This window comes from Paracoccus sp. PARArs4 (assembly GCF_947311865.1).
Classification (GTDB): domain Bacteria; phylum Pseudomonadota; class Alphaproteobacteria; order Rhodobacterales; family Rhodobacteraceae; genus Paracoccus; species Paracoccus zeaxanthinifaciens.
In genome coordinates, this window is sequence record NZ_CAMZMW010000008.1 from 75668 (window position 1) to 95972 (window position 20305).

Consider the following 20305-nt stretch of genomic DNA (forward strand, 5'->3'; position numbering starts at 1 on the left):
TCTATCCATTCAGAAGATGTCGGGTTCGCCCGCGACGCGGCCGAAATCGGTTTGCAGGAAATCGAAGTCGCAGCCCTGGTCGGCCTGCGTCACGTGACGTTCGAACATCCAGCCCCAGCCACGCTCGAACCGCGGCTGCGGCGGGGTCCAGGCGGCCTTGCGGGCGGCCAGTTCGTCGTCGGGGACCAGCATGTCCAGCCGCCGCGCGTTCAGGTCCATGCGGATGATGTCGCCCGTGCGCAGCAGCGCCAGCGGCCCGCCGACAAAGCTTTCGGGCGCGACATGCAGCACGCAGGCCCCGTAGGACGTGCCCGACATCCGCGCGTCCGAGATGCGCAGCATGTCGCGATGCCCCTGACGGATCAGCGCCTTGGGGATGGGCAGCATCCCCCATTCGGGAAAGCCCGGCCCCCCCTGCGGACCCGCGTTGCGCAGCACCATCACCGTGTCGGGCGTGATCTGCAGATCCTCGTCGTCGACGGCCTTCTTCATTTCGGGATAGCTGTCGAAGACCAGCGCCGGGCCTTCGTGCAAGTGGTATTTCGGATCGCAGGCGGCGGGCTTGATGATCGCGCCGTCGGGGCACAGGTTGCCACGCAGCACCGCCAGAGATCCCTCGCGATAGACCGGGTTCGACAGCGGGCGGATCACGTCGTCGTCGAAGACCTCGGCCCCTTGCAGGTTCTGCGCAAGGCTGCGGCCCGTGACGGTCAGGGCGCTGCCGTCCAGCCGATCCTCGATCTGCTTCATCAGCGCGCGCAGGCCGCCCGCCTGGAAGAAATCCTCCATCAGGTAGTCCTTGCCCGAGGGGCGGACATTCGCGATCAGCGGCGTGTCGCGGCCAAGCGCGTCCAGATCGTCCAGCGACAGGGCGACGCCTGCGCGACGCGCCATCGCGATCAGGTGAACGACCGCGTTCGTCGAACAGCCCGTCGCCATCGCCACGATCGCCGCGTTGCGGACCGAGGCGGGGGTGATGATGCGGTCGGGGGTCAGATCCTCCCAGACCATGCCGACGATGCGGCGGCCGCATTCCGCGCCCATGCGCTGATGCCCCGAATCCACCGCCGGGATCGAGGATGCGCCCGGCAGGGTCAGTCCCATCGCATCGGTGATCGCGGTCATCGTGCTGGCCGTGCCCATCGTCATGCAGGTGCCCGCCGACCGCGCGATGCCGCCCTGCACGCCCAGCCATTCCTCGTCGGTGATGTTGCCCGCGCGGCGTTCGTCCCAGTATTTCCACGCATCCGACCCCGACCCCAGGGTCCGCCCCGCGAAATGCCCCCGCAGCATCGGCCCGGCGGGCAGATAGATCATCGGGACGCCCGCGCTGATCGCGCCCATCACCAGCCCCGGCGTGGTCTTGTCGCAGCCCCCCATCAGCACCACGCCGTCCAGCGGGTGGCTGCGGATCATCTCTTCGGTCTCCATGGCCAGCATGTTGCGATACAGCAGCGAGGTCGGCTTGGTGAAGCTTTCGTCCACCGACAACGCGGGCAGTTCCACCGGAAAGCCGCCCGCCTGCAACACGCCGCGCCGCACGTCCTGCGCGCGTTCGCGGAAATGGGCGTGACAGCTGTTCAGCTCGGACCAGGTGTTCAGGATGCCGATGACGGGCTTGTCGCGGAAATCCTCCTCGCCATAGCCAAGCTGCATCAGGCGCGACCGGTGGCCGAAGCTGCGCAGGTCGTCCGGCGCGAACCAGCGGGCCGAGCGCAGCTGGGAGGGGGTCTTCACGGGATCGGTCAAATCGTCTTTCCTTCCTGTCGTGGTCGCGCGCCGGATCACAGCACCTTGCCGGGATTCATCAGCCCGTCGGGGTCCAGCGCGGATTTGATGCGTTCCATCACGGCCAGCGCGACGGGGTCCTTGTAGCGGCGCAGCTCGGCCCGCTTGACCAGCCCGATGCCGTGTTCGGCCGAGATGCTGCCGCCCATATCCGCCACGATGTCATGCACGATGCGGTTGAAGGCGGGGTACTCGGCAAGGAAATCCGCATCCTTCATCGCCTTTGGCCGCGACAGGTTGAAATGCAGGTTCCCGTCGCCGAAATGCCCGAAGGGGCAGACGCGCAGATCGGGCATATGCGCGTGGCAGGCCGCCGTGGCACGGGTCAGGAAGTCGGCCACGCGCGACACCGGGACCGACACGTCATGCTTGATCGAGGCCCCTTCGGGCTTCTGCGCCTCGGACAGGGATTCGCGCAGGCGCCACAGCCCGTCGCGCTGCGCCTCCGAGGCGCCGATGACGGCATCGCGGATCTCGTCGGCCTCGAATGCGGCGGCCAGCAGGCCCTCCAGCCGCTGGTCCGGATCGGACTGCGCATCGGCCGAGGTCAGCTCGATCAGGGCATAGGCCGGATGGGGTTCGGCCATCGGATCGGAGCAGCCCGGCCCGTGATCCAGCGCCATCTGCAGGGCGAGGCGGTCGACATATTCGAAGGTCGACAGCGCATCCGCGCATTGCCCGCGCAGCCGGTCATACAGCGCCAGCGCCTGTTCCGGCCCCTTCACCCCGACCATCGCCGTCGCGCGGGTGACGGGGCGCGGGAACAGCTTCAGCACGGCGGCGGTGATGATCCCCAGCGTGCCTTCGGACCCCACGAACAGGTGCTTCAGGTCATAGCCGGTGTTGTTCTTGCGCAGCCCGTTCAGGTCCGACAGCACCTGCCCGTCGGGCAGCACCACCTCCAGCCCCAGGACCAGCTCGCGCATGTTGCCATAGCGCAGGACCGCAGTGCCGCCCGCATTCGTGGCAAGGTTTCCGCCGATCTGGCATGACCCCTCGGAGGCCAGCGACATCGGGAACAGCCGGTCCGCCTGCGCCGCAGCGTCCTGCACCACCTGCAGGATGCAGCCCGCCTCGACCGTCATGGTGCTGTTCAACGCATCGACGGATCGGATGCGGTTCAGCCGGTCGGTCGCAAGGATCACGCCGCCCTGCGGAACGCCACCACCGACCAGCCCGGTATTGCCGCCCTGCGGGGTGATGGCAACGCCTGCCGCGCGGCAGATGCGGATGCATTCGACGATCTCGGCGGTGCTGCCGGGACGGATCAGGGCCAGCGCCTCGCCCCGATACAGGCCGCGATCCTCGGCCAGGCGCCCGCCCATCTGGGCGGGGTCGGTGGTGACATGTTGCGCGCCGATCGCCTGTTCCAGGCGCGCGGTCAGCAGATCGGGTCGGGCGGTCAGCATCGGATCACCCACGGCCCTGCGCCGCGTCGCGCAGCCTGCTGATAGTGGTCCGGGTCGAGATCTGTTCGGGATCGGTCACCAGTTCGATGACGGCGGGTCTGCCACTGGCGCGGGCGCGGGCGAAGGCGGGGGCGAAATCCTCGGTCCGGGTGACGCGTTCGGCGTGACAGCCCAGCCCCTCGGCCATGCGGACGAAGTCCTGGTTCATCAGCGTGGTGCCCGACACGCGCCCCGGATGTTCGCGTTCCTGGTGCATGCGGATCGTGCCATAGGTGCCGTTGTTGAACAGCAGCACCACGGGCCGCCCACCATATTGCGCCGCGGTGGCCAGTTCGTTCCCGCTCATCATGAAGCCGCCATCGCCGACGAAGGACAGGGCAAGACGATCGGGGTCGGCCAGCGATGCGGCGACCGCGGCGGGGACGGAATAGCCCATCGCCCCGCAGGTCGATCCGACCACGCGACCCGGACGACCGAAGCGCAGGAAACGCTGCGCCCAGCCGGTATGGTTGCCGGCGTCCAGCGTCACCACCATGTCGGCGGGCAGCCCGTCACGGATCTGCGCCAGTGCCGCACCCATGTCCAGCGGCCAGTCCCCATCAGGCGCGGGCGGTTCGCTGTCGGCGAGATATTCGGCATGCAGCCCCGCGCACCAGTCCGAACAGCGCGCCCCCTGCCCCAGATCGCGCCCGTCCAGCGCATGGGCGACCGAGTCCGGCGTCGCGGCGATGCCTAGGTCGGGGGAATAGACGCGCCCGATCTCGTCGGGGTCGGGATGGATATGGACCAGCCGGATCGCCGGGTTGGGCGGGGTCAGCGTGGTATAGGTCTTGGTCGTCATCTCGCCCAGGCGGGCACCGATCACGACCAGCAGGTCGGCATCCTGCAGGCGCCGATACAGGCTGGGCGCGGTCGAGGTCCCGAAATCGCCTGCATAGACGGGCGAGAGGTTGTCCACGATGTCCTGCCGCCGGAACGAACAGGCCACCGGCAGGTGATTGGCCTCGGCAAAGCGCTGGATCGCGGCGGTCGAGGCATCCGACCACCCCGATCCGCCCAGCAGCAGCAGCGGGCGTTCGGCACGCGACAGCTCGTCCGCAAGCGCATCCAGCCGATCCGGGGCGATCTCCGCTCCGGTCGGGCAGAAGGGCCGCGCATCGGCGACGGCCACGGCATCGGTCAGCATGTCCTCGGGCAAGGCGATCACCACCGGACCGGGCCGCCCCGAGGTCGCGACGCGAAAGGCCCGCGCCATGTATTCCGGGATCCGCCGCGCATCGTCGATCTGGGTCGCCCATTTCGCGACGGGGCCGAACATGGCGCGATAGTCCAGTTCCTGGAACGCCTCGCGGTCGGTCGTGTCGCGGGCTATCTGGCCGACCAGCAGGATCATCGGCGTGCTGTCCTGCTGCGCGATATGGACGCCGATGGCCGCGTGGCAGGCCCCCGGACCGCGCGTCACCATGCAGATGCCGGGACGTCCGGTCAGCTTGCCATAGGCCTCGGCCATGTTGGCGGCGCCTGCCTCGTGGCGGGCATTGATCAGGGTAAAGCGGTCCTGGACGTCATGCAGCGCATCCAGCACCTCGAGATAGCTTTCGCCGGGCACGCAATAGGCGGTGTCTGCGCCGTGGATCAGCAACTGGTCGACAAGGATCTGGCCACCTGTGCGGGTCGCGGTATCTGTGGTCTTCAGCATGTCTCTCTCCGGCTCCGGTCACTCGCCCGGCTGGGTCAGGGGTTTCGACTGGCGCAGGGTCTGGGTGAACCAGATCACGCCCGCGCAGGTCAGCCCGGCCAGGGTCACCCGCCAGTCGGGATAGATGAAGCACAGCGACCCGGCGAACAGGACCATCGCCTGCAGGGGCCGCAGCCTGCCGAAGAAGTAGCGCTGCAGCGCCGCCGCCAGCAGCACGACCCCAAGCGTCGCCTGCGCGATCACCATGAAGATGTGGAACCAGTCGCCCTGCAGCAGGATCGCGGGTTCATAGACGAACATGAAGGGCACGATGAAACCGGTCGCGCCCAGCTTGACCGCCGCCCAGCTGGCCTCGACGATCTTGGCCTGGCTCAGCGTGTTGGCGGCATAGACGGCCATCGCGACGGGGGGCGTGATCGCGGACAGGATCGCGAAGTAGAAGACGAAGAGATGCGCCGCCTCGACCTGCACGCCCAGCTTGACCAGCGCGGGCACCAGCAGCGCGACCTGCACGATATAGGCGGGGGTCGTCGGCATCCCCATGCCCAGGATGATGCCCGCCACCATCGACAGCAGCAGCGCGATCAGCAGCGTGTCCTGCGCCGCCGAGATCACGAAGTTCGAGAAGGTCAGCCCCAGTCCGGTGATGTCGATCACGCCGACCACGATGCCCGCACAGGCGCAGGCCGCAGCGATGGACAGCACGTTCCGCGCGCCGTTCTCCAACGCGCCCAGGATGTTGTCGAGCGTCACGTAATGGCGCGTCGTCTTGCGCAGCGCGGCGGTCGGGATGACCGACACCACCCCGCACAGCGCGGCATAGGGCGCGGAATAGCCCTGCAGCAGCACGCCGATGATGATCGCCAGCGGGATGAACAGGTGGCCGCGCTCGCGCAGCACCTGCATCATCGGGACCTGATCCTCGGCCGGGACGCTGCCCACGCCCATGCGGCGGGCCTCGAAATGCACGGCGGCGAACAGCGCGACATAGAACAGGATCGCGGGCACGATCGCATAGGCCGCGACCTGCAGGTATCCGACGCCCAGGTATTCGGCCATGACGAAGGCCGCGGCCCCCATCACCGGCGGCATGATCTGCCCGCCGGTCGATGCCACGGCCTCGACCGCGCCGGCGAAGGCGGGCTTGAAGCCCATGCGCTTCATCAGCGGGATCGAGAAGGTGCCCGTCGTCATGACATTTGCCACCGCCGACCCCGAGACCGAACCGAACATCCCCGAGGTCACGCAGGCGACCTTCGCCGGACCGCCCACCTGCCGCCCCGTCAGGGCGACCGCGAAATCCATGAACAGCTGGCCCACGCCCATCCGCTCGACCAGCGAACCGAACAGGATGAACAGCACCATGTAGGTCGCCGAGACCGAGATCGGGATGCCGAAGATCCCCTCGGTCGTCATGAACAGCTGTTCCAGGATCACGCTCGGCAGGGTCGAGGTGAAGGTCAGCCCATAGGCCATGAACAGCATGGCCGTGATCGGCAGGACCGGACCCAGCATCCGCCGCGCCCCTTCCAGCAGCAGGACGACCAGCACGATCCCCACCACCATATCCATCGGCAGCAGCGGATCGACATAGAGGAACCGCTGGTACACGTATTCGAGGTTCAACGAGGGATAGAGCGCGGCAAGGCAGGCCACGATCCCCAGCCCCACATCCAGCCAACGCGGGCGTTCGGTCAGCATCCCCTGCCGGTTCACCGTCAGGAAGATCAGCAGCAGCGCCAGCGCCACATGGGTCCCGCGCATGACATAGGGGTTCGGCGGCCCCGCGAACGCGACATAAAGATGCCACAGCGCCATTCCGATCAGGATGACACGCGCGATGCGCCCGATCAGCGGGATGTTGCGGTCGAAAATGGACAGGTTCACGGGGCTCTCCGTCGCTGCCCGGCGGACCGGGCCGTCATTCGGTGCGACCGGGCGGCATCCGCCCGGTCAGGCGATACCCTTGGGATCACTCCATCCCGGCGATGCCGCGTTCGGCATAGAACTCCTTGGCGGCCGAATGCATGGGCACGCCGATATCGGTGGCCATCTCCTCGACGGTCAGCCCCTCCATCGACTTGTTCACCGAGGCGAAGCTGTCCACGTTGTCCGCGACCGCCGCCAGCACCGCCTTGACGATCGTGCCGTCCGTGTCGCAGGGCGCGACCATGTGCGTGTCGTAGCTGAGCGTCTTGATCGCCTGATCGAAGCCCGGATAGGCGCCCGCAGGCACGTCACGAAGCTGGAAGGCCGCGTTCTTGGCCTTGAAATGTTCGAAGGTGGCGTCGTCCACGTTCATCAGCGCGATGTCGCGCGACGATGCCAGGTCCATGACCGACCCCGTCGGCAGCGAGGAACCCAGGGTGAAGATGTCGGCATGGCCGTCCTTCATCTGCGTCGCGCTGTCGGAATAGGACGTGTGCGCGACCGAGCCCAGGTCCTCGTAGGACATGTCCTGCAGGGCCAGCAGCTCTCGCGTCAGGAACTCGCCGGTATTGCCGACCTGCTGGGTCGTCAGCCGCTTGCCCGCCATGTCCGCGATGCCGTTCACGTTCGCATCCGCGATGCTGACGATCTGGAAATATTGCGGGTACAGGATCCCGATATTGCAGACATTGGTCGTGGGCTTGCGGAAGGGTTCCTTGCCCTCCAGGCTGTCCACCGTCGAGATCGAGTTCGCGAAGGCGATCTGGAAGCGCCCCGCGTCCACGCCGACCACGTTCGCCGCACCCGCGCCGGGCGTCACGGTGAAGTCGATATCGGGGTTCTCCCGCTCGACGATGGCCTTGATCTGTCCGCCGACGGGGAACCACGATCCCCCCTGCTGACCGGTCGCCATGGTGATGGCCTGCGCATGCGCGGTCCCCGCCGCCATCAGACCCAGTGCGGTACACGCGGCAAGACGCGCGGCTGTGCTTCTGCGGAACATCGATTCCCCCTCCCTGGAATATGTCATCTGCTGTCGGATCAATGGGTCCCGCGATGGCCGCTCCTCCTGCGGCGGGGTCCCGGATCACCTGTGGCAAGGTTGCGGCAAAGGGGCGCTTCCTGTCAATTATTAATACATCAGGAAGGGGTCGGATTCCTTTTATCACTATGTTATCGTTGTAATATATTAGTCATATCAGATCTTGTCCGCAGATCTGTTGACATCAGGCATGACAAGATGGACGCTTGATGGAACTGGCGGCAGGAGGCGCGGGAATGACCATATCGCAAGGGCTTGCAGCGGCGCTGCGCGCGCCACGGGGGCTGGTCGTGGCGGTCAGCGGCGGCGTCGACAGCCTGTGCCTGACGGCGGCTGCGGCACGTGTGCGCGACGGCGATCTGCGCATGGTGCACGCATCCTCGGCGGCGGTTCCGGCCGAGGCGACGGGACGCGTGCGCCGCATGGCGGCCGACCTGGGGCTGCCGCTGGACGTGGTCGATGCCCGCGAATTCGCGGACGAGCGTTACCGCGCGAACCCGGTCGACAGGTGCTACTATTGCAAGACGAACCTCTATCGCACGCTGGTCGCGGCCAATCCCGGCCATGTGGTCGCCTCGGGGACGAACCTTGACGATCTGGGCGATTACCGCCCCGGCCTGCGCGCCGCCGGGGAACACGGCGTGATCCACCCCTTCGCGGATGCCCGCATGACCAAGGACGACGTGCGGCGGCTGGCGGACGGGCTGGGCCTGCCGCAGATCGCCGCGCTGCCCGCATCGCCCTGCCTCGCCAGCCGCATCCAGACCGGCCTGCGCGTCGAACCCGGGGAACTGCGCATGATCGACACGGTCGAGACGCGCCTGCGCGAGGTTCTGGGCCCCGTCACGCTGCGCTGCCGCCGCCAGCCCCATGGCATCGCGATCGAGATCGACGGGACCCGCCTTGCCGCCCTGTCCGACCCCGACCGGCAGGACATCGCGCGGCTGGCCCGCATCGCGCTCGACGAACACGGATATACGGGGCTGGCGATCCGCCTCGCCCCCTACAGGCAGGGGAGCGCGTTCATCCATGCGTGACCAGGGAACCGACAGCCACCCGCTGGTGACCTTCGACCGCGACCGGCAGGACCGGATCGGCCTGCCCGAGGCGGTCCTGGCCGAGCCGAAGACGATCGACCAGTTGTCGGCCATCATCGGGGATGCCATGGCCGAGGGGCGCCGCCTTCTGCTGACGCGCCTGACGCCCGACCAGCACGCGGTCCTTGGCGCGGACGCACGCGCGGCGCTGGACTATTGCGCGACCTCGCGCACGGCGATCCTGGGGGGCTGCCCCGAACCCGACACGCGGCTGCGCATCGCACTGGTCAGCGCCGGAACCTCGGATGCCGGGCCGCTGATCGAGGCGCAGCGCGTGCTGGCCCATGCAGGCCATGGCGCGCATGTCTTCGCGGATTGCGGGGTCGCGGCCCTGTGGCGGCTGACCCGCCACCAGGAAACCTTGCGCGGGATGGATGTCGTCATCGTCTTCGCCGGAATGGATGCGGCGCTGCCGAGCGTCGTGGGCGGGATGGTGCCGGGGCTGGTCATCGCGGTGCCGACCTCGGTCGGATACGGGGTCGCGACGGGCGGGCGCGTGGCGCTGGATTCCGCGCTGGCAAGCTGCGCATCCGGTGTGCTCGTGACCAATATCGACAACGGCTATGGCGCGGCCTGCGCGGCGTTGCGCATGGCGAATGTCACCGCAAGGGGGGCCCGGCCATGAGAATGCTGCCCTCGGTCAACCTGTCGGATCCCACCCCCGCGCCCACCGCGGACGAGGGCGCGAAGCTGACCATCCGCAAGCGCAAGACGCTGGCAGACCAGCTTTACGGTCAGATCCTGGAACAGATCGTGTCGGGCGTGCTGCAACAGGACGCCAAGCTGCCATCCGAGAACCAGATCTGCGCCGCGTTCGAGGTGTCCCGCCCCGTCGTGCGCGAAGCCCTGCGCCGCCTGCAGGAGGACGGCCTGATCGAGGCGCGGCGCGGTGTCGGATCCTTCGTGCGCAAGCGTCCGCCGCAGGGGCTGGTGCAGTTCACCACCTCGGACAGCGTGGCGGGCCTGCTGCGCTGCATGGAGGCGCGGATGGCGGTCGAGGGGCAGACCGCCCGCCTTGCCGCGCTGCGCGCCACCCCGCGCGACATCGCGGCCATCGAAGCCGCGCTGCGCGTCCTCGAAGGCGCGATGAAGCGACGAGAGGTGGGGCGCGACGCCGATTTCGGCTTTCACCTGGCCGTGGCCGAGGCCAGCGGCAACGAGGTCTTCGTCGCCATGCTGAACGCCATCCGTGAGCAGACCGAACGCGCCATCACCGTCGCCCAGAGCATCACGGTCGGCGGCACGCAGGCCCGCGTCGATCGCGTCTCGTTCGAGCATCGCCAGATCTTCCAGGCGATCCTGGCCCGCGACAGCGAGGCCGCCGGCCTGTCGATGGCCTATCACCTGATGCAGGCGCGGCGCCGGATCACCGATTACGCGCAGGACGACTGATCAGCCGAAATATTCGGGGAAGGCCGCGCGCTTCTCGGACAGGCGGTCGACGGTGCGGCGCAGGTGGCGGCGCATGGCCTCGGCGGCATCCTCGGGTCGCCCTGCGGTGATCGCCTCGATGACCGCGCCATGCCCGTCGATCACCGCGCTCATGTTCGCGTGGCTGTCGGCGGCGGCGGGCGCATCGGGCAGGAAGATGCGGCGCAGCCGGTCCAGATGCCCCGACCGGCTGCGCATCAGCCGCGCGGTCTGCATGTGACCGGCAGCGGCGAACAGCGCCATGTGGAACACCTCGTCCAGTTCCTGGAAGGTGGCGATACTGTCGGCGTCGCCCACCAGGCTGGATTGCAGCTTGTGGATGCCGCGCAGCCGCTCCAGGTCCTCGGGGGCGATCGCGGTGGACAGTTCGCGCACGACCTCGGTCTCCAGCGCCATGCGCAGGAACTGGGCCTCGCGGATGGCGGTCACGTCGATGGGCGCGACCAGCGTGCGCGACTGCGGAAAGATCAGGACCAGCCCTTCCTCGGCCAGTTGCTGCAGGGCATCGCGCAGGGGCGTGATGCTGACGCCGAACTGGCGCGCAAGCTCGGCCCGCGGCAGGGGCGTTCCGGGGACCAGCTCCAACCGGACGATCCGGCTGCGCAGTGCGTCATAGACGCCGCGCCCCGCCTGCCCCCCTTCGAACAGGCCCTGCGATATGCCCTGCAGGCCGAACCCCGCGGCAAGTCCAAGGCCGGATGGCGACGGGATGTCGGACGGGGTGCCATGCTGTTCGGCCATTGCGACTGTTCCTCGAGCTTCGTATATTCTAATATATCAGATGGGCGGAATCTGTCGATCCCCTCGACCCGGGATACCGCATTCCGCCCAGCTTGGGGAGGAGACATCATGGAAGATCGAACCGCCGCCACGATCGCGCGGCCGCGCATCCTGCGCCTGAACGCGGGTGACAACGTCGCGGTCGCCCTGCAACCGATCCCCGCGGGATGCGCGCTGCCCGAACTGGGCATCACCGCGCGGCAGGAGATCCCGCAGGGCCACAAGATCGCGCTGCGCCCCATCCCCGAGGGTTCGCCCATCCTGAAATTCGACGTGGTGATCGGCTATGCGGGAACCGACCTGCAAGCCGGCGACTGGCTGCACAGCCACAACATCCGCTTCGACGCGGTCGAGAAGGACTATGCCTTCGCGCGCGACTATCGTCCGACCCGCATCCTGCCGCCGGACAGGCGGGCCGTGTTCCAGGGCATCCGCCGCGCGAACGGACGCGTGGGGACGCGCAACTATATCGGGCTGTTCGTGACGGTGAACTGCTCGGCCACGGTCGCCCGCAAGATCGCCAATCACTTCGACGAGGAACGCCTGCAGGACTGGCCGCACGTCGATGGCGTCATCCCCTTCATCCACGAATCCGGCTGCGGGATGGAGATGACGGGCGAACCGATGGACCTGCTGCGCCGCACGCTGGCGGGCTATGTCCGCCATCCGAACATGGCGGGCGCGGTGGTCGTCTCGCTCGGTTGCGAGCGTAACGACCTGATGCAGTTCTTCCGCGACCACAGCCTGGCCGAGGGCAAGATGCTGCGCAGCATCACCATGCAGCATGTCGGCGGCACCGCCCGCGCCATCGCCGAGGGCAAGGAGGCCGTGCACCAGATGCTGGACCGGGCGAACGAGGTCCGGCGCGAGCCCTGCTCGGCGGAACATATCACCATCGGCATGCAATGCGGCGGCTCGGACGGGTTGTCGGGGCTGACGGCCAACCCCGCCCTGGGGGCTGCCGCCGACATCCTGATCCGCAATGGCGGCACCGCGATCCTGTCGGAAACCCCCGAGATCTTCGGCGTCGAACAGCTTCTGACCCGCCGCGCCCGATCCGAGGAGGTGGGCCGCAAGCTGGTCGACCGGATGGACTGGTGGCTGGATCACACCCGTGGCCGCGACACGCAGATCAACGGCAATGTCAGCCCCGGCAACAATGCGGGCGGGCTGGCCAACGTGCTGGAGAAGTCGCTCGGCGGGGCGAAGAAGGGCGGCACGACCGGGCTGATGCAGGTCTATCGCTATGCCGAACCTGTGGACGAGAAGGGCCTTGTCTTCATGGATACGCCGGGCTTCGATCCGGTCTCGGCCACGGGTCAGATCGCGGGGGGCGCGAACCTGATCTGCTTTACCACCGGTCGGGGGTCGTGCTTCGGCAGCTACCCCTCGCCCACGATCAAGCTGGCCTCGAACAGCGCGATGTTCGCACGGATGGAGGAGGACATGGACGTCAATTGCGGCCGCATCGCCGACGGCACCAGCACCGTCGAGGAGATGGGAGAGGAGATCTTCCGCACCATCCTGGACATCGCATCGGGCCGGCAAAGCAAATCCGAGGCGCTTGGCGTGGGCGAGGATGAATTCGCCCCCTGGCCCATCGGCGTGACGGGATAAGGCCATGACCCAACTTGCGAAACCGAACTATGTCCGGCTGGTCGAGGATACGCCCCTGCCCCGCATCGCGCTGTGCCGCCAGCGGTTCCAGGGCACGCGGATCGACGATCCGGCCCGCGCGATCCACGAAGCGCTGGCCGCCGCCGATTGCGCGTCGAAGATCCGCCCCGGCATGTCCATCGCCATCACCGCGGGCAGCCGCGGCATCGCGGCCTTTCCCGAACTGCTCGCGGCCATCGTCGCGGAAATCCGTGCGCGGGGGGCCGACCCCTTCGTCGTGCCGGCGATGGGCAGCCATGGCGGCGCCACCGCCGAGGGTCAGACCGCCGTTCTGGCCAAGCTGGGCGTCACCGAGGACGTCATCGGCTGTCCCATCCGATCCAGCATGGACACGGTCGAGATCGGTCGACTGGAGAACGGCATGTCCGTCCGCATGGACCGCCACGCGCAGGATGCCGACGGCATCGTCCTGTTCAACCGCATCAAGCCCCACACCTCGTTCCGCGCGCCGAACGAAAGCGGGCTGGCCAAGATGCTGTCCATCGGTCTGGGCAAGCAGTCGGGGGCCGAGGCATGCCATTCGCGCGGCATCGACCAGGTGCCGATCTATGTCGATCTGATGGCGCGGATGAAGCTGGAACGCTGCAAGGTGCTGTTTGGCATCGGCACGATCGAGAACGCCTATGACCAGCTGTCCGACATCGCGGTCCTGGACAGCGAGGGTCTGCTGGAGGCCGAACAGCCCTGGCTGCAAAAGGCGATGGCGAACATGCCGCGCCTGCCGGTCGGGCCAGCCGATGCGCCCTCGGCTGCGGGCAGCCTGGATGTGCTGGTCGTCGATCAGATCGGCAAGGAGTTTTCGGGCACCGGCATGGACCCGAACATCACGCATCGCTTCTCGTCGGCCAGGATGATGGCGCATGCCACGCTGCATGTCTCGCGCCTTGCCGCGCTGGAGCTGTCGCCGCGCAGCAACGGCAACGGCAACGGTGCGGCCCGCGCGGACGTGGTGACCGCGCGGTTGGAACAGGCCTTCGACCGAGAGGCCGTCTATGCCAATGCGCTGACCTCGACCGTGCTGCTGCAGGCCAAGATGCCGATGGTCATGCCCGACGATCGCAGCGCCATCCAGGCCGCGATCAAGACCTGCGGCGCCGAGGATATCGCCAAGGCCCGCCTGCTGCGCATCCCCAACACGCTGCAGCTGGAATACCTCTATGCGTCCGAGGCCATGCTGCCGGAACTGCAGGACAGGCCGGGGATCGAGGTGATCGGCCCGCCCGAGCCGATGCGCTTCGACGGGGTGCGGCTGGCGAACCCGTGGCCCGGGGCGCATCCATGAGGCGGCATCTGCATCTGGACCCGCTTGGCGGGATAGCGGGCGACATGTTCGTCGCGGCGATGCTGGACGCCTTTCCAGACCTGACGGATCGCGTGCTGGCCGATGTGGCCGCCGTGCTGCCCCATGACGCGGGCACCGCGCGGCTGGAACGCGGCATGTCGCGGGGCATGTCGGTCCTGCGCTTCGGCCTGCATGGCGGGCACGCGCATGACCATCATCACCACCATCACCATGACCACGCGACGACCTATGCCGCGCTGCGCGACCGCATCGGCGCCGCGCCGCTGTCCGAGGGCACCGCGCACCACGCCTGCGCCATCCTGCACCTGATCGCCCTGGCCGAGGCTGCGGCCCATGACCTGCCGCTGGAGAAGGTGCATTTCCATGAACTGGCCGACTGGGATTCGCTGATGGATGTCGTGGCGGCGGGCAGCATCGTCGCGGCCCTGGCCGATGCGACATGGTCCTGCGCGCCCCTGCCGCTTGGCGGGGGCACGATCTGCACGGCGCATGGCATCCTGCCGGTGCCTGCACCGGCCACCGCGCGGATCCTGCAGGGATACGACTGGATCGATGACGGGATCGGCGGCGAACGCGTGACGCCCACGGGCGCGGCCATCCTGGCGCATGTGACCGGCGGACGCCCCGCCCCCACCCCTCCTGGTGGGCGCATGGGGGCGACCGGCATGGGCGCGGGCACGCGCGACCTGCCCGACCGCCCGAACGTGCTGCGCGTCACGACCTTCGACATCGCGCATGGGACGGACCGCGACCGGGTCGTCCAGCTTGCCTGCGATCTGGACGACATGACCGGAGAGGAGATCGGCGCCGCGACCGACCGCCTGCGCGACATGCCGGGGGTCTTGGACCTGACCCTGCTGAATGCGCAGGGCAAGAAGTCGCGCCCCGTGACGCGGATGGAACTTCTGTGCGATCCGGGATGTGCAGAGGCTGTCGCGGCGCGGATGTTCGACCTGACCTCGACCATCGGGATCAGGCGCACCGAGGTCGCGCGCCTCGTCCTGCCAAGATGCGCGACGACCGCCGCCGGGATGCCCGCCAAGACCGTCGGCCGCCCCGGCGGCACCACCACCAAGATCGAGGACGAGGCGCTGCGCACCCATGAAACGCTGGCCGCAAGGCGTGCCGCCGCAAAAAATATCGTCTGATCCGAAAAAAAATCATCCGCCCTGCATCCAAACGCCCCCACCCCCGAGTCCTTGTGGGTATGGAGGCTGCGGATGAACCGTGGTCGATCCCACCTAGGAGAAGACCGATGCTGAACAAGTTTGCCGGCCTGACCGTCGCCACCCTGATGACCACCACCGCAGCCATGGCCGACGACCACGGCGCGAAGATGGCCATCGGCCTGTCGGGCGACAAGATGCTGCACATGATCGACGCGTCTTCGGCCAGCGTCACCGCCTCGATGGAGGTCGAGGGCGTGGACAAGCTGCTGGGCATCGACCTGCGTCCCGCCACCGGTCAGCTGATCGGCGTCACCGACGGCTTCGAGATCGTCGAGATCGACCCCGAGACCGGCGCCGCGACCGTCATCTCGACCATGGATACCGAACTGCCGATCGAGGGCGACGCCGCCGTGATCGTGGACTTCAACCCGATGGCCGACAAGCTGCGCTTCATGTCGGGCACCACGAACCACCGCGTCGACATCGAATCCGGTGCCGTGACTGTCGATGGCAGCCTGGCCTTCGAGGAACAGGACATGCATGCGGGCGAGGCCCCGGCCATCGTCGCCGCCGCCTATATCAACAGCTTCGGCAAGCCCGAGGGCACGGCGATGTACGACATCGACAGCACCATCGTCGCGCTGATCCAGCAGACCTCGCCCAATGACGGCACGCTGGCCGCCGTGGGCAAGCTGGGCATCGACGGCACCGACACCTATGCGTTCGACATCGCGACCGATGCCGAAGGCACGAACACCGCTTGGCTGGCCGCAGGCAGCCAGCTTCATACCGTTTCGCTGGAAGATGGCAGCGTCACCGACAGCTGGGACATCCAGGGTGCCGATGGCGCAATCCTCCGCGACATCACTTTCATGACCGCGAAGTAACGTTGAAAGAGTGAACAGCCGGCGCGGGGGCGGTCCCGCGCCGGCACCCGAAAAAGCCTGCGCATTTGACAAACGGTGCGACGGCGGCATAGCCCTTGGACGAAGGGCGCGGACAACCGCGCCGAGGGGGGCGGAAGTCGAATTGTCTGATCATGCGGCATTGCTGAGGGCCTGCGCGGGCGGCGACAAGGACGCGCTTCGCAGGCTGGTCGATCTTGAAGGCGGGCGGATGCTGGGCGTCGCGCGGCGGATGCTGCGCCGGTCAGACCTGGCCGAGGACGCGGTCCAGGACGCGCTGGTCCTGATCTGGCGCCGCGCGCATCAATACGATCCCGAACGGGGCCATGCGCGGGGCTGGATCTTCACCATCCTGCGCAACCGCTGCCTGACCATGCTGCGCCACGAGGATCGGGGAGAGACGACGGACCCCGCCGACGAACGTGCCGTGGACGACGCCTTCGACCGGCTGCCGCAATCGCTGGACCTGCGCGCCTGCCTGGACGGGCTGGAACCCGAGACACGCCGCGCGATCCTGTCGTCCTATGTGCTGGGCCACAGCCACGGAGAGATCGCGGGCCGCATGGATGCGCCGCTCGGATCGGTGAAGTCCTGGCTGCGACGGGGCCTCGTGAAACTGAGGGAGTGCCTGACATGACGACCCAGGTGCCTGACACCCTGCTGGACGAAGTCGCGCTCGGGCTTGCACCCGACGAAGACATCCGCCGCGTCGAGGAACTGGCCCTTGCCGACCCTTCGATCGCCGCGCGCCTGGAACGGGCGCGGCTGCGCTTCCTGCCGCTGGACGATACCGCGCCCGAAATGCCCCTGCCGGACGGGTTCTGGGACCGCCTGCGCGCGCAGCTGGACCAGGCCCCTGCCCGCGCCGCGAATGTCGTGAACCTTGCCGATCGGCGGCTGCGTCGCTGGCGCATGACCGCGATGGGCGGCATGGCCGCAGCCGCGACGCTGGCCGCGATGCTGGGCTGGTCGCTGCTGCAAAGTCCCGACCCCTCGGTCGTCGCGGTCCTGCTGGACGCCGAAGGAGAGGCGGTCGCCCTGATCGAGGGGCAGCCCGACAACACCACCCGCGTCACCCTGCTGGAACGACCCGACCTGCCCGCAGGCCGCGTGATGCAGGTCTGGACCAAGCCCGACGCGGACGGGCTGCCAGTATCGCTCGGGCTGCTGGTGGCGGGGCGCTCGGACACCCTGACGGTGCCGGGACTGCCCGAACCCGATGCAAGCCAGCTCTACGAGATCACCGCGGAACCCGAGGGCGGGTCGCCGACCGACCTGCCGACCGGCCCGATCCTGGGCAAGGGGCTGGCCAAGAAGCCGGTGATCTAGCGCCTGACGCTGATCGACAGGCTGCGCGGGCGGTCGTCCAGATCGAAGGCCGCCTCGTCGAAGCGCGGGGCGCGCATCATCGGGCGGGCATTGCGCGACACGCCCCACGCCTCTTGCGGCAGGCCGATGGCATTGGTGTCAAGCCGCCCGTTGTCGTTGCTGTCATGCAGCACGGCGATGGCATAGCGGCCCGGCGCGATCCCCTCGAAGACGCAGCGCCCCTGCCCCGCGGGCACGCGCTGGCCCGCAACCTCGTTGCTGCCGGGGAACCCATCGGCGCGGTCGTGCAGCGCGCAGAAGACGCTGCCCTCGGTCGATGGCAGATCCGTCAGTGCAATCTCGATCCGGCCCGCCATCAGGGGCGCAGGCAGGATCAGGGCGATCAGGCACAGGCTGCGCAGCATCGTCTTCCCCGTTTCGCGACAATACCCGCGCAGGGAAGCACCGACCGCACCCGCCCGCAAGTCCACGTTCCCGTGAGGGGCGCCCATGAAGAAGGGGCGCGCAACAAGGCACGCCCCCAACAGGTCTTCGGGATCGCCCGATCAGGCGGCCAGGTCGAAGCGGTCCGCGTTCATCACCTTGGTCCATGCCGCGACGAAATCGCGGGCGAACTTCTCGGCGTTGTCGTCCTGGGCATACAGCTCGACATAGCTGCGCAGGATCGAGTTCGAACCGAACACCACGTCCAGCCGCGAGGCCGTCCAGCGGACCGCGTCCGTCTTGCGGTCGCGGATCTCGTAGGTGCCCTCGTCCGTCTTGGTCCAGCGATAGCACATGTCGGTGACGTTGACGAAGAAGTCCTGCGTCAGCGCGCCTTCGCGATCGGTCAGCACGCCCAGCTTGCTGCCGCCGTGATTGGCGCCCAGCACGCGCAGACCGCCCAGCAGGACGACCATTTCCGGCGCGGTGAGGCCCATCAGCTGGGCGCGGTCCAGAAGCAGCTCCTCGGGGTTGACCGAGTAGTCGCGCTTCAGCCAGTTGCGGAAGCCGTCATGGATCGGCTCGAGCGCGTCGAAGGACGGCGCGTCCGTCATCTCGTCGGTCGCGTCGCCGCGGCCCGGCGCGAAGGGCACGGTCAGCTCCATCCCGGCGGCCTGCAGGCCACGCTCGATCCCGACATTGCCGGCCAGCACGATCACATCGGCCAGCGAGGCGCCGGTTTCGGCTGCGATCGGTTCCAGCACCGACAGGACCTTCTGCAGGCGGGCGGGTTCGTTGCCTTCCCAGTCCTTCTGCGGGGCCAGGCGGATGCGGGCACCGTTGGCACCGCCGCGCATGTCCGACCCGCGGAAGGTGCGGGCGCTGTCCCATGCGGTGGTGACCAGCTCGGCCAGGGTCAGGTCGGTGGCGGCGATCTTCGCCTTCACGGCCTCGACGTCATAGCCGGTGTTGCCTGCGGGAACCGGATCCTGCCAGATCAGATCCTCGGCCGGGACGTCCGGGCCGAAATAGCGCGCCTTCGGACCCATGTCGCGGTGGGTCAGCTTGAACCAGGCGCGGGCGAAGCAGTCGTCGAAATAGGCGGGATCGGCCATGAACTTCTCGCAGATGGCGCGATAGGCCGGATCGACCTTCATCGCCATGTCCGCATCGGTCATGATCGGCATGCGCCGGATCGAGGGATCCTCGACATCGGCGGGCATGTCCTCTTCCTTGATGTCGACGGGCTCCCACTGCCAGGCACCTGCGGGCGACTTGCGCAGTTCCCATTCATGCCCGAACAGCATGTCGAAATAGCCCATGTCCCACTTGGTCGGGTTCGTGGTCCATGCACCCTCGATGCCGCTGACCATGGTGTCGCGACCGATGCCGCGGCCATTGGTCTTCATCCAGCCGACGCCCTGGAATTCGGGATCGGCGGCCTCGGGCTCGGGGGACAGATCCTCGGCCTTGCCGTTGCCGTGGCACTTGCCGATCGTGTGACCGCCGGCGGCGAGCGCTGCGGTTTCCTCGTCGTTCATGGCCATGCGGGCAAAGGTCTCGCGGACCTGGGCGGCGGTCGCCATCGGATCGGGCTTGCCGTTCACGCCTTCGGGGTTGACGTAGATCAGGCCCATCTGGACGGCTGCCAGCGGGTTGTCCATCGTCTCGGGCTTGGTGACATCCTCGTAGCGGTTGTCGGATTCGGCCAGCCACTCGCGCTCGGCACCCCAGTAGGTGTCCTTCTCGGGGTGCCAGATATCCTCGCGGCCGAAGGCGAAGCCGAAGGTCTTCAGGCCGGCGACCTCATAGGCGATGGTGCCGGACAGGATCATCAGGTCGGCCCAGCTGATCTTGTTGCCGTATTTCTTCTTGATCGGCCACAGCAGGCGGCGGCCCTTGTCGGTGTTGACGTTGTCGGGCCAGCTGTTCAGCGGCGCAAAGCGCTGGTTGCCGGTCCCGCCGCCGCCGCGACCGTCGGCCAGGCGATAGGAACCCGCCGCGTGCCACGCAACGCGGGCGAACATCCCGACATAGCTGCCCCAGTCGGCGGGCCACCACTCCTGGCTCTCGACCATCAGCTTGCGGACATCGGCCTTCAGCGCCTCGACATCCAGCTTCTGCAGCTCGGCGCGGTAATCGAAATCCGCGCCATAGGGCGTGGTCTTCGCGTCATGCTGGTGCAGGATGTCGAAGTTCAGCGCGCTCGGCCACCAGTCGGTGTTCTGGCTGGCGGTCGAGGTATGGCTGCCATGCATCACCGGGCATTTGCCGGTGTTCATCGGGTTGCCGTCCATGTCGGTCTCCGTCTCTCTGGTCAGGTG

Annotated in this window: 17 protein-coding genes; 9 read left to right on the forward strand and 8 right to left on the reverse strand. The window is 67.9% G+C overall.

Annotation, left to right across the window (positions count from 1 at the left end; translation table 11 throughout):
- Positions 1-9: 9 nt before the first annotated feature.
- From araD to QMZ16_RS08495, 5 genes are all read right to left on the reverse strand, one after another.
- On the reverse strand, positions 10-1749 hold the full coding sequence (araD, locus tag QMZ16_RS08475) for an L-arabinonate dehydratase (protein ID WP_282602914.1): 1740 nt from the start codon (positions 1747-1749) through the stop codon (positions 10-12).
- Between the two features lie 35 nt (positions 1750-1784).
- Entirely contained in the window at positions 1785-3197 is a 1413-nt protein-coding gene (locus tag QMZ16_RS08480; protein ID WP_282602915.1) for an FAD-binding oxidoreductase, read from the reverse strand.
- Positions 3198-3201: 4 nt separating this feature from the next.
- Positions 3202-4896 (reverse strand): thiamine pyrophosphate-binding protein, encoded by a 1695-nt coding sequence (locus tag QMZ16_RS08485; protein ID WP_282602916.1) that lies wholly within the window; start codon positions 4894-4896, stop codon positions 3202-3204.
- An 18-nt stretch (positions 4897-4914) separates the two neighbouring features.
- Positions 4915-6783, reverse strand: a complete 1869-nt coding sequence (locus tag QMZ16_RS08490) for a TRAP transporter permease (RefSeq protein WP_282602917.1) — start codon at positions 6781-6783, stop codon at positions 4915-4917.
- An 85-nt stretch (positions 6784-6868) separates the two neighbouring features.
- Positions 6869-7828, reverse strand: a complete 960-nt coding sequence (locus QMZ16_RS08495) for a TAXI family TRAP transporter solute-binding subunit (RefSeq protein WP_282602918.1) — start codon at positions 7826-7828, stop codon at positions 6869-6871.
- Between the two features lie 275 nt (positions 7829-8103).
- On the opposite strand from QMZ16_RS08495, the gene QMZ16_RS08500 reads away from it, so the two are divergent.
- The 3 genes from QMZ16_RS08500 to QMZ16_RS08510 are packed head-to-tail and all read left to right on the forward strand — an operon-like array spanning position 8104 to position 10356.
- Positions 8104-8904: an adenine nucleotide alpha hydrolase gene (locus QMZ16_RS08500; RefSeq protein WP_282602919.1), complete on the forward strand. Its 801-nt coding sequence runs from the start codon at positions 8104-8106 to the stop codon at positions 8902-8904.
- Positions 8897-9589, forward strand: a complete 693-nt coding sequence (larB, locus tag QMZ16_RS08505) for a nickel pincer cofactor biosynthesis protein LarB (RefSeq protein WP_282602920.1) — start codon at positions 8897-8899, stop codon at positions 9587-9589. The genes QMZ16_RS08500 and larB overlap by 8 nt, the downstream gene beginning before the upstream one ends.
- Positions 9586-10356: a FadR/GntR family transcriptional regulator gene (locus QMZ16_RS08510; protein WP_282602921.1), complete on the forward strand. Its 771-nt coding sequence runs from the start codon at positions 9586-9588 to the stop codon at positions 10354-10356. The genes larB and QMZ16_RS08510 overlap by 4 nt, the downstream gene beginning before the upstream one ends.
- On the opposite strand, the gene QMZ16_RS08515 is transcribed toward QMZ16_RS08510, so the two are convergent.
- On the reverse strand, positions 10357-11136 hold the full coding sequence (locus tag QMZ16_RS08515) for a GntR family transcriptional regulator (protein ID WP_022706416.1): 780 nt from the start codon (positions 11134-11136) through the stop codon (positions 10357-10359). It abuts the gene before it with no gap.
- A 108-nt stretch (positions 11137-11244) separates the two neighbouring features.
- On the opposite strand from QMZ16_RS08515, the gene QMZ16_RS08520 reads away from it, so the two are divergent.
- The 6 genes from QMZ16_RS08520 (at position 11245) to QMZ16_RS08545 (ending at position 17558) form a co-directional block, all read left to right on the forward strand.
- Positions 11245-12792: an altronate dehydratase family protein gene (locus tag QMZ16_RS08520; RefSeq protein ID WP_282602922.1), complete on the forward strand. Its 1548-nt coding sequence runs from the start codon at positions 11245-11247 to the stop codon at positions 12790-12792.
- Positions 12793-12796: 4 nt separating this feature from the next.
- Positions 12797-14134: a lactate racemase domain-containing protein gene (locus QMZ16_RS08525; RefSeq protein ID WP_282602923.1), complete on the forward strand. Its 1338-nt coding sequence runs from the start codon at positions 12797-12799 to the stop codon at positions 14132-14134.
- Positions 14131-15303, forward strand: coding sequence for a LarC family nickel insertion protein (locus QMZ16_RS08530; protein ID WP_282602924.1), 1173 nt, complete (start codon positions 14131-14133; stop codon positions 15301-15303). Before QMZ16_RS08525 ends, QMZ16_RS08530 begins: the two co-directional genes overlap by 4 nt.
- A 107-nt stretch (positions 15304-15410) precedes the next feature.
- Positions 15411-16211 carry a DUF4394 domain-containing protein gene (locus QMZ16_RS08535; protein WP_022706420.1) on the forward strand — a complete coding sequence of 267 codons (801 nt, stop codon included), beginning with the start codon at positions 15411-15413 and terminating at the stop codon, positions 16209-16211.
- A gap of 142 nt (positions 16212-16353) precedes the next feature.
- Positions 16354-16866 carry a sigma-70 family RNA polymerase sigma factor gene (locus QMZ16_RS08540; RefSeq protein ID WP_028725584.1) on the forward strand — a complete coding sequence of 171 codons (513 nt, stop codon included), beginning with the start codon at positions 16354-16356 and terminating at the stop codon, positions 16864-16866.
- Entirely contained in the window at positions 16863-17558 is a 696-nt protein-coding gene (locus QMZ16_RS08545; protein ID WP_022706422.1) for an anti-sigma factor, read from the forward strand. Before QMZ16_RS08540 ends, QMZ16_RS08545 begins: the two co-directional genes overlap by 4 nt.
- Here QMZ16_RS08545 and QMZ16_RS08550 read toward each other — a convergent pair.
- Positions 17555-17962 (reverse strand): DUF2141 domain-containing protein, encoded by a 408-nt coding sequence (locus tag QMZ16_RS08550; protein WP_282602925.1) that lies wholly within the window; start codon positions 17960-17962, stop codon positions 17555-17557. The two genes, QMZ16_RS08545 and QMZ16_RS08550, sit on opposite strands and share 4 nt — an antisense overlap.
- A gap of 141 nt (positions 17963-18103) precedes the next feature.
- The gene (gene katG, locus QMZ16_RS08555; RefSeq protein WP_282602975.1) at positions 18104-20278 is read right to left on the reverse strand and encodes a catalase/peroxidase HPI; all 2175 of its coding nucleotides are present in this window, start codon (positions 20276-20278) and stop codon (positions 18104-18106) included.
- Positions 20279-20305: the final 27 nt, after the last annotated feature.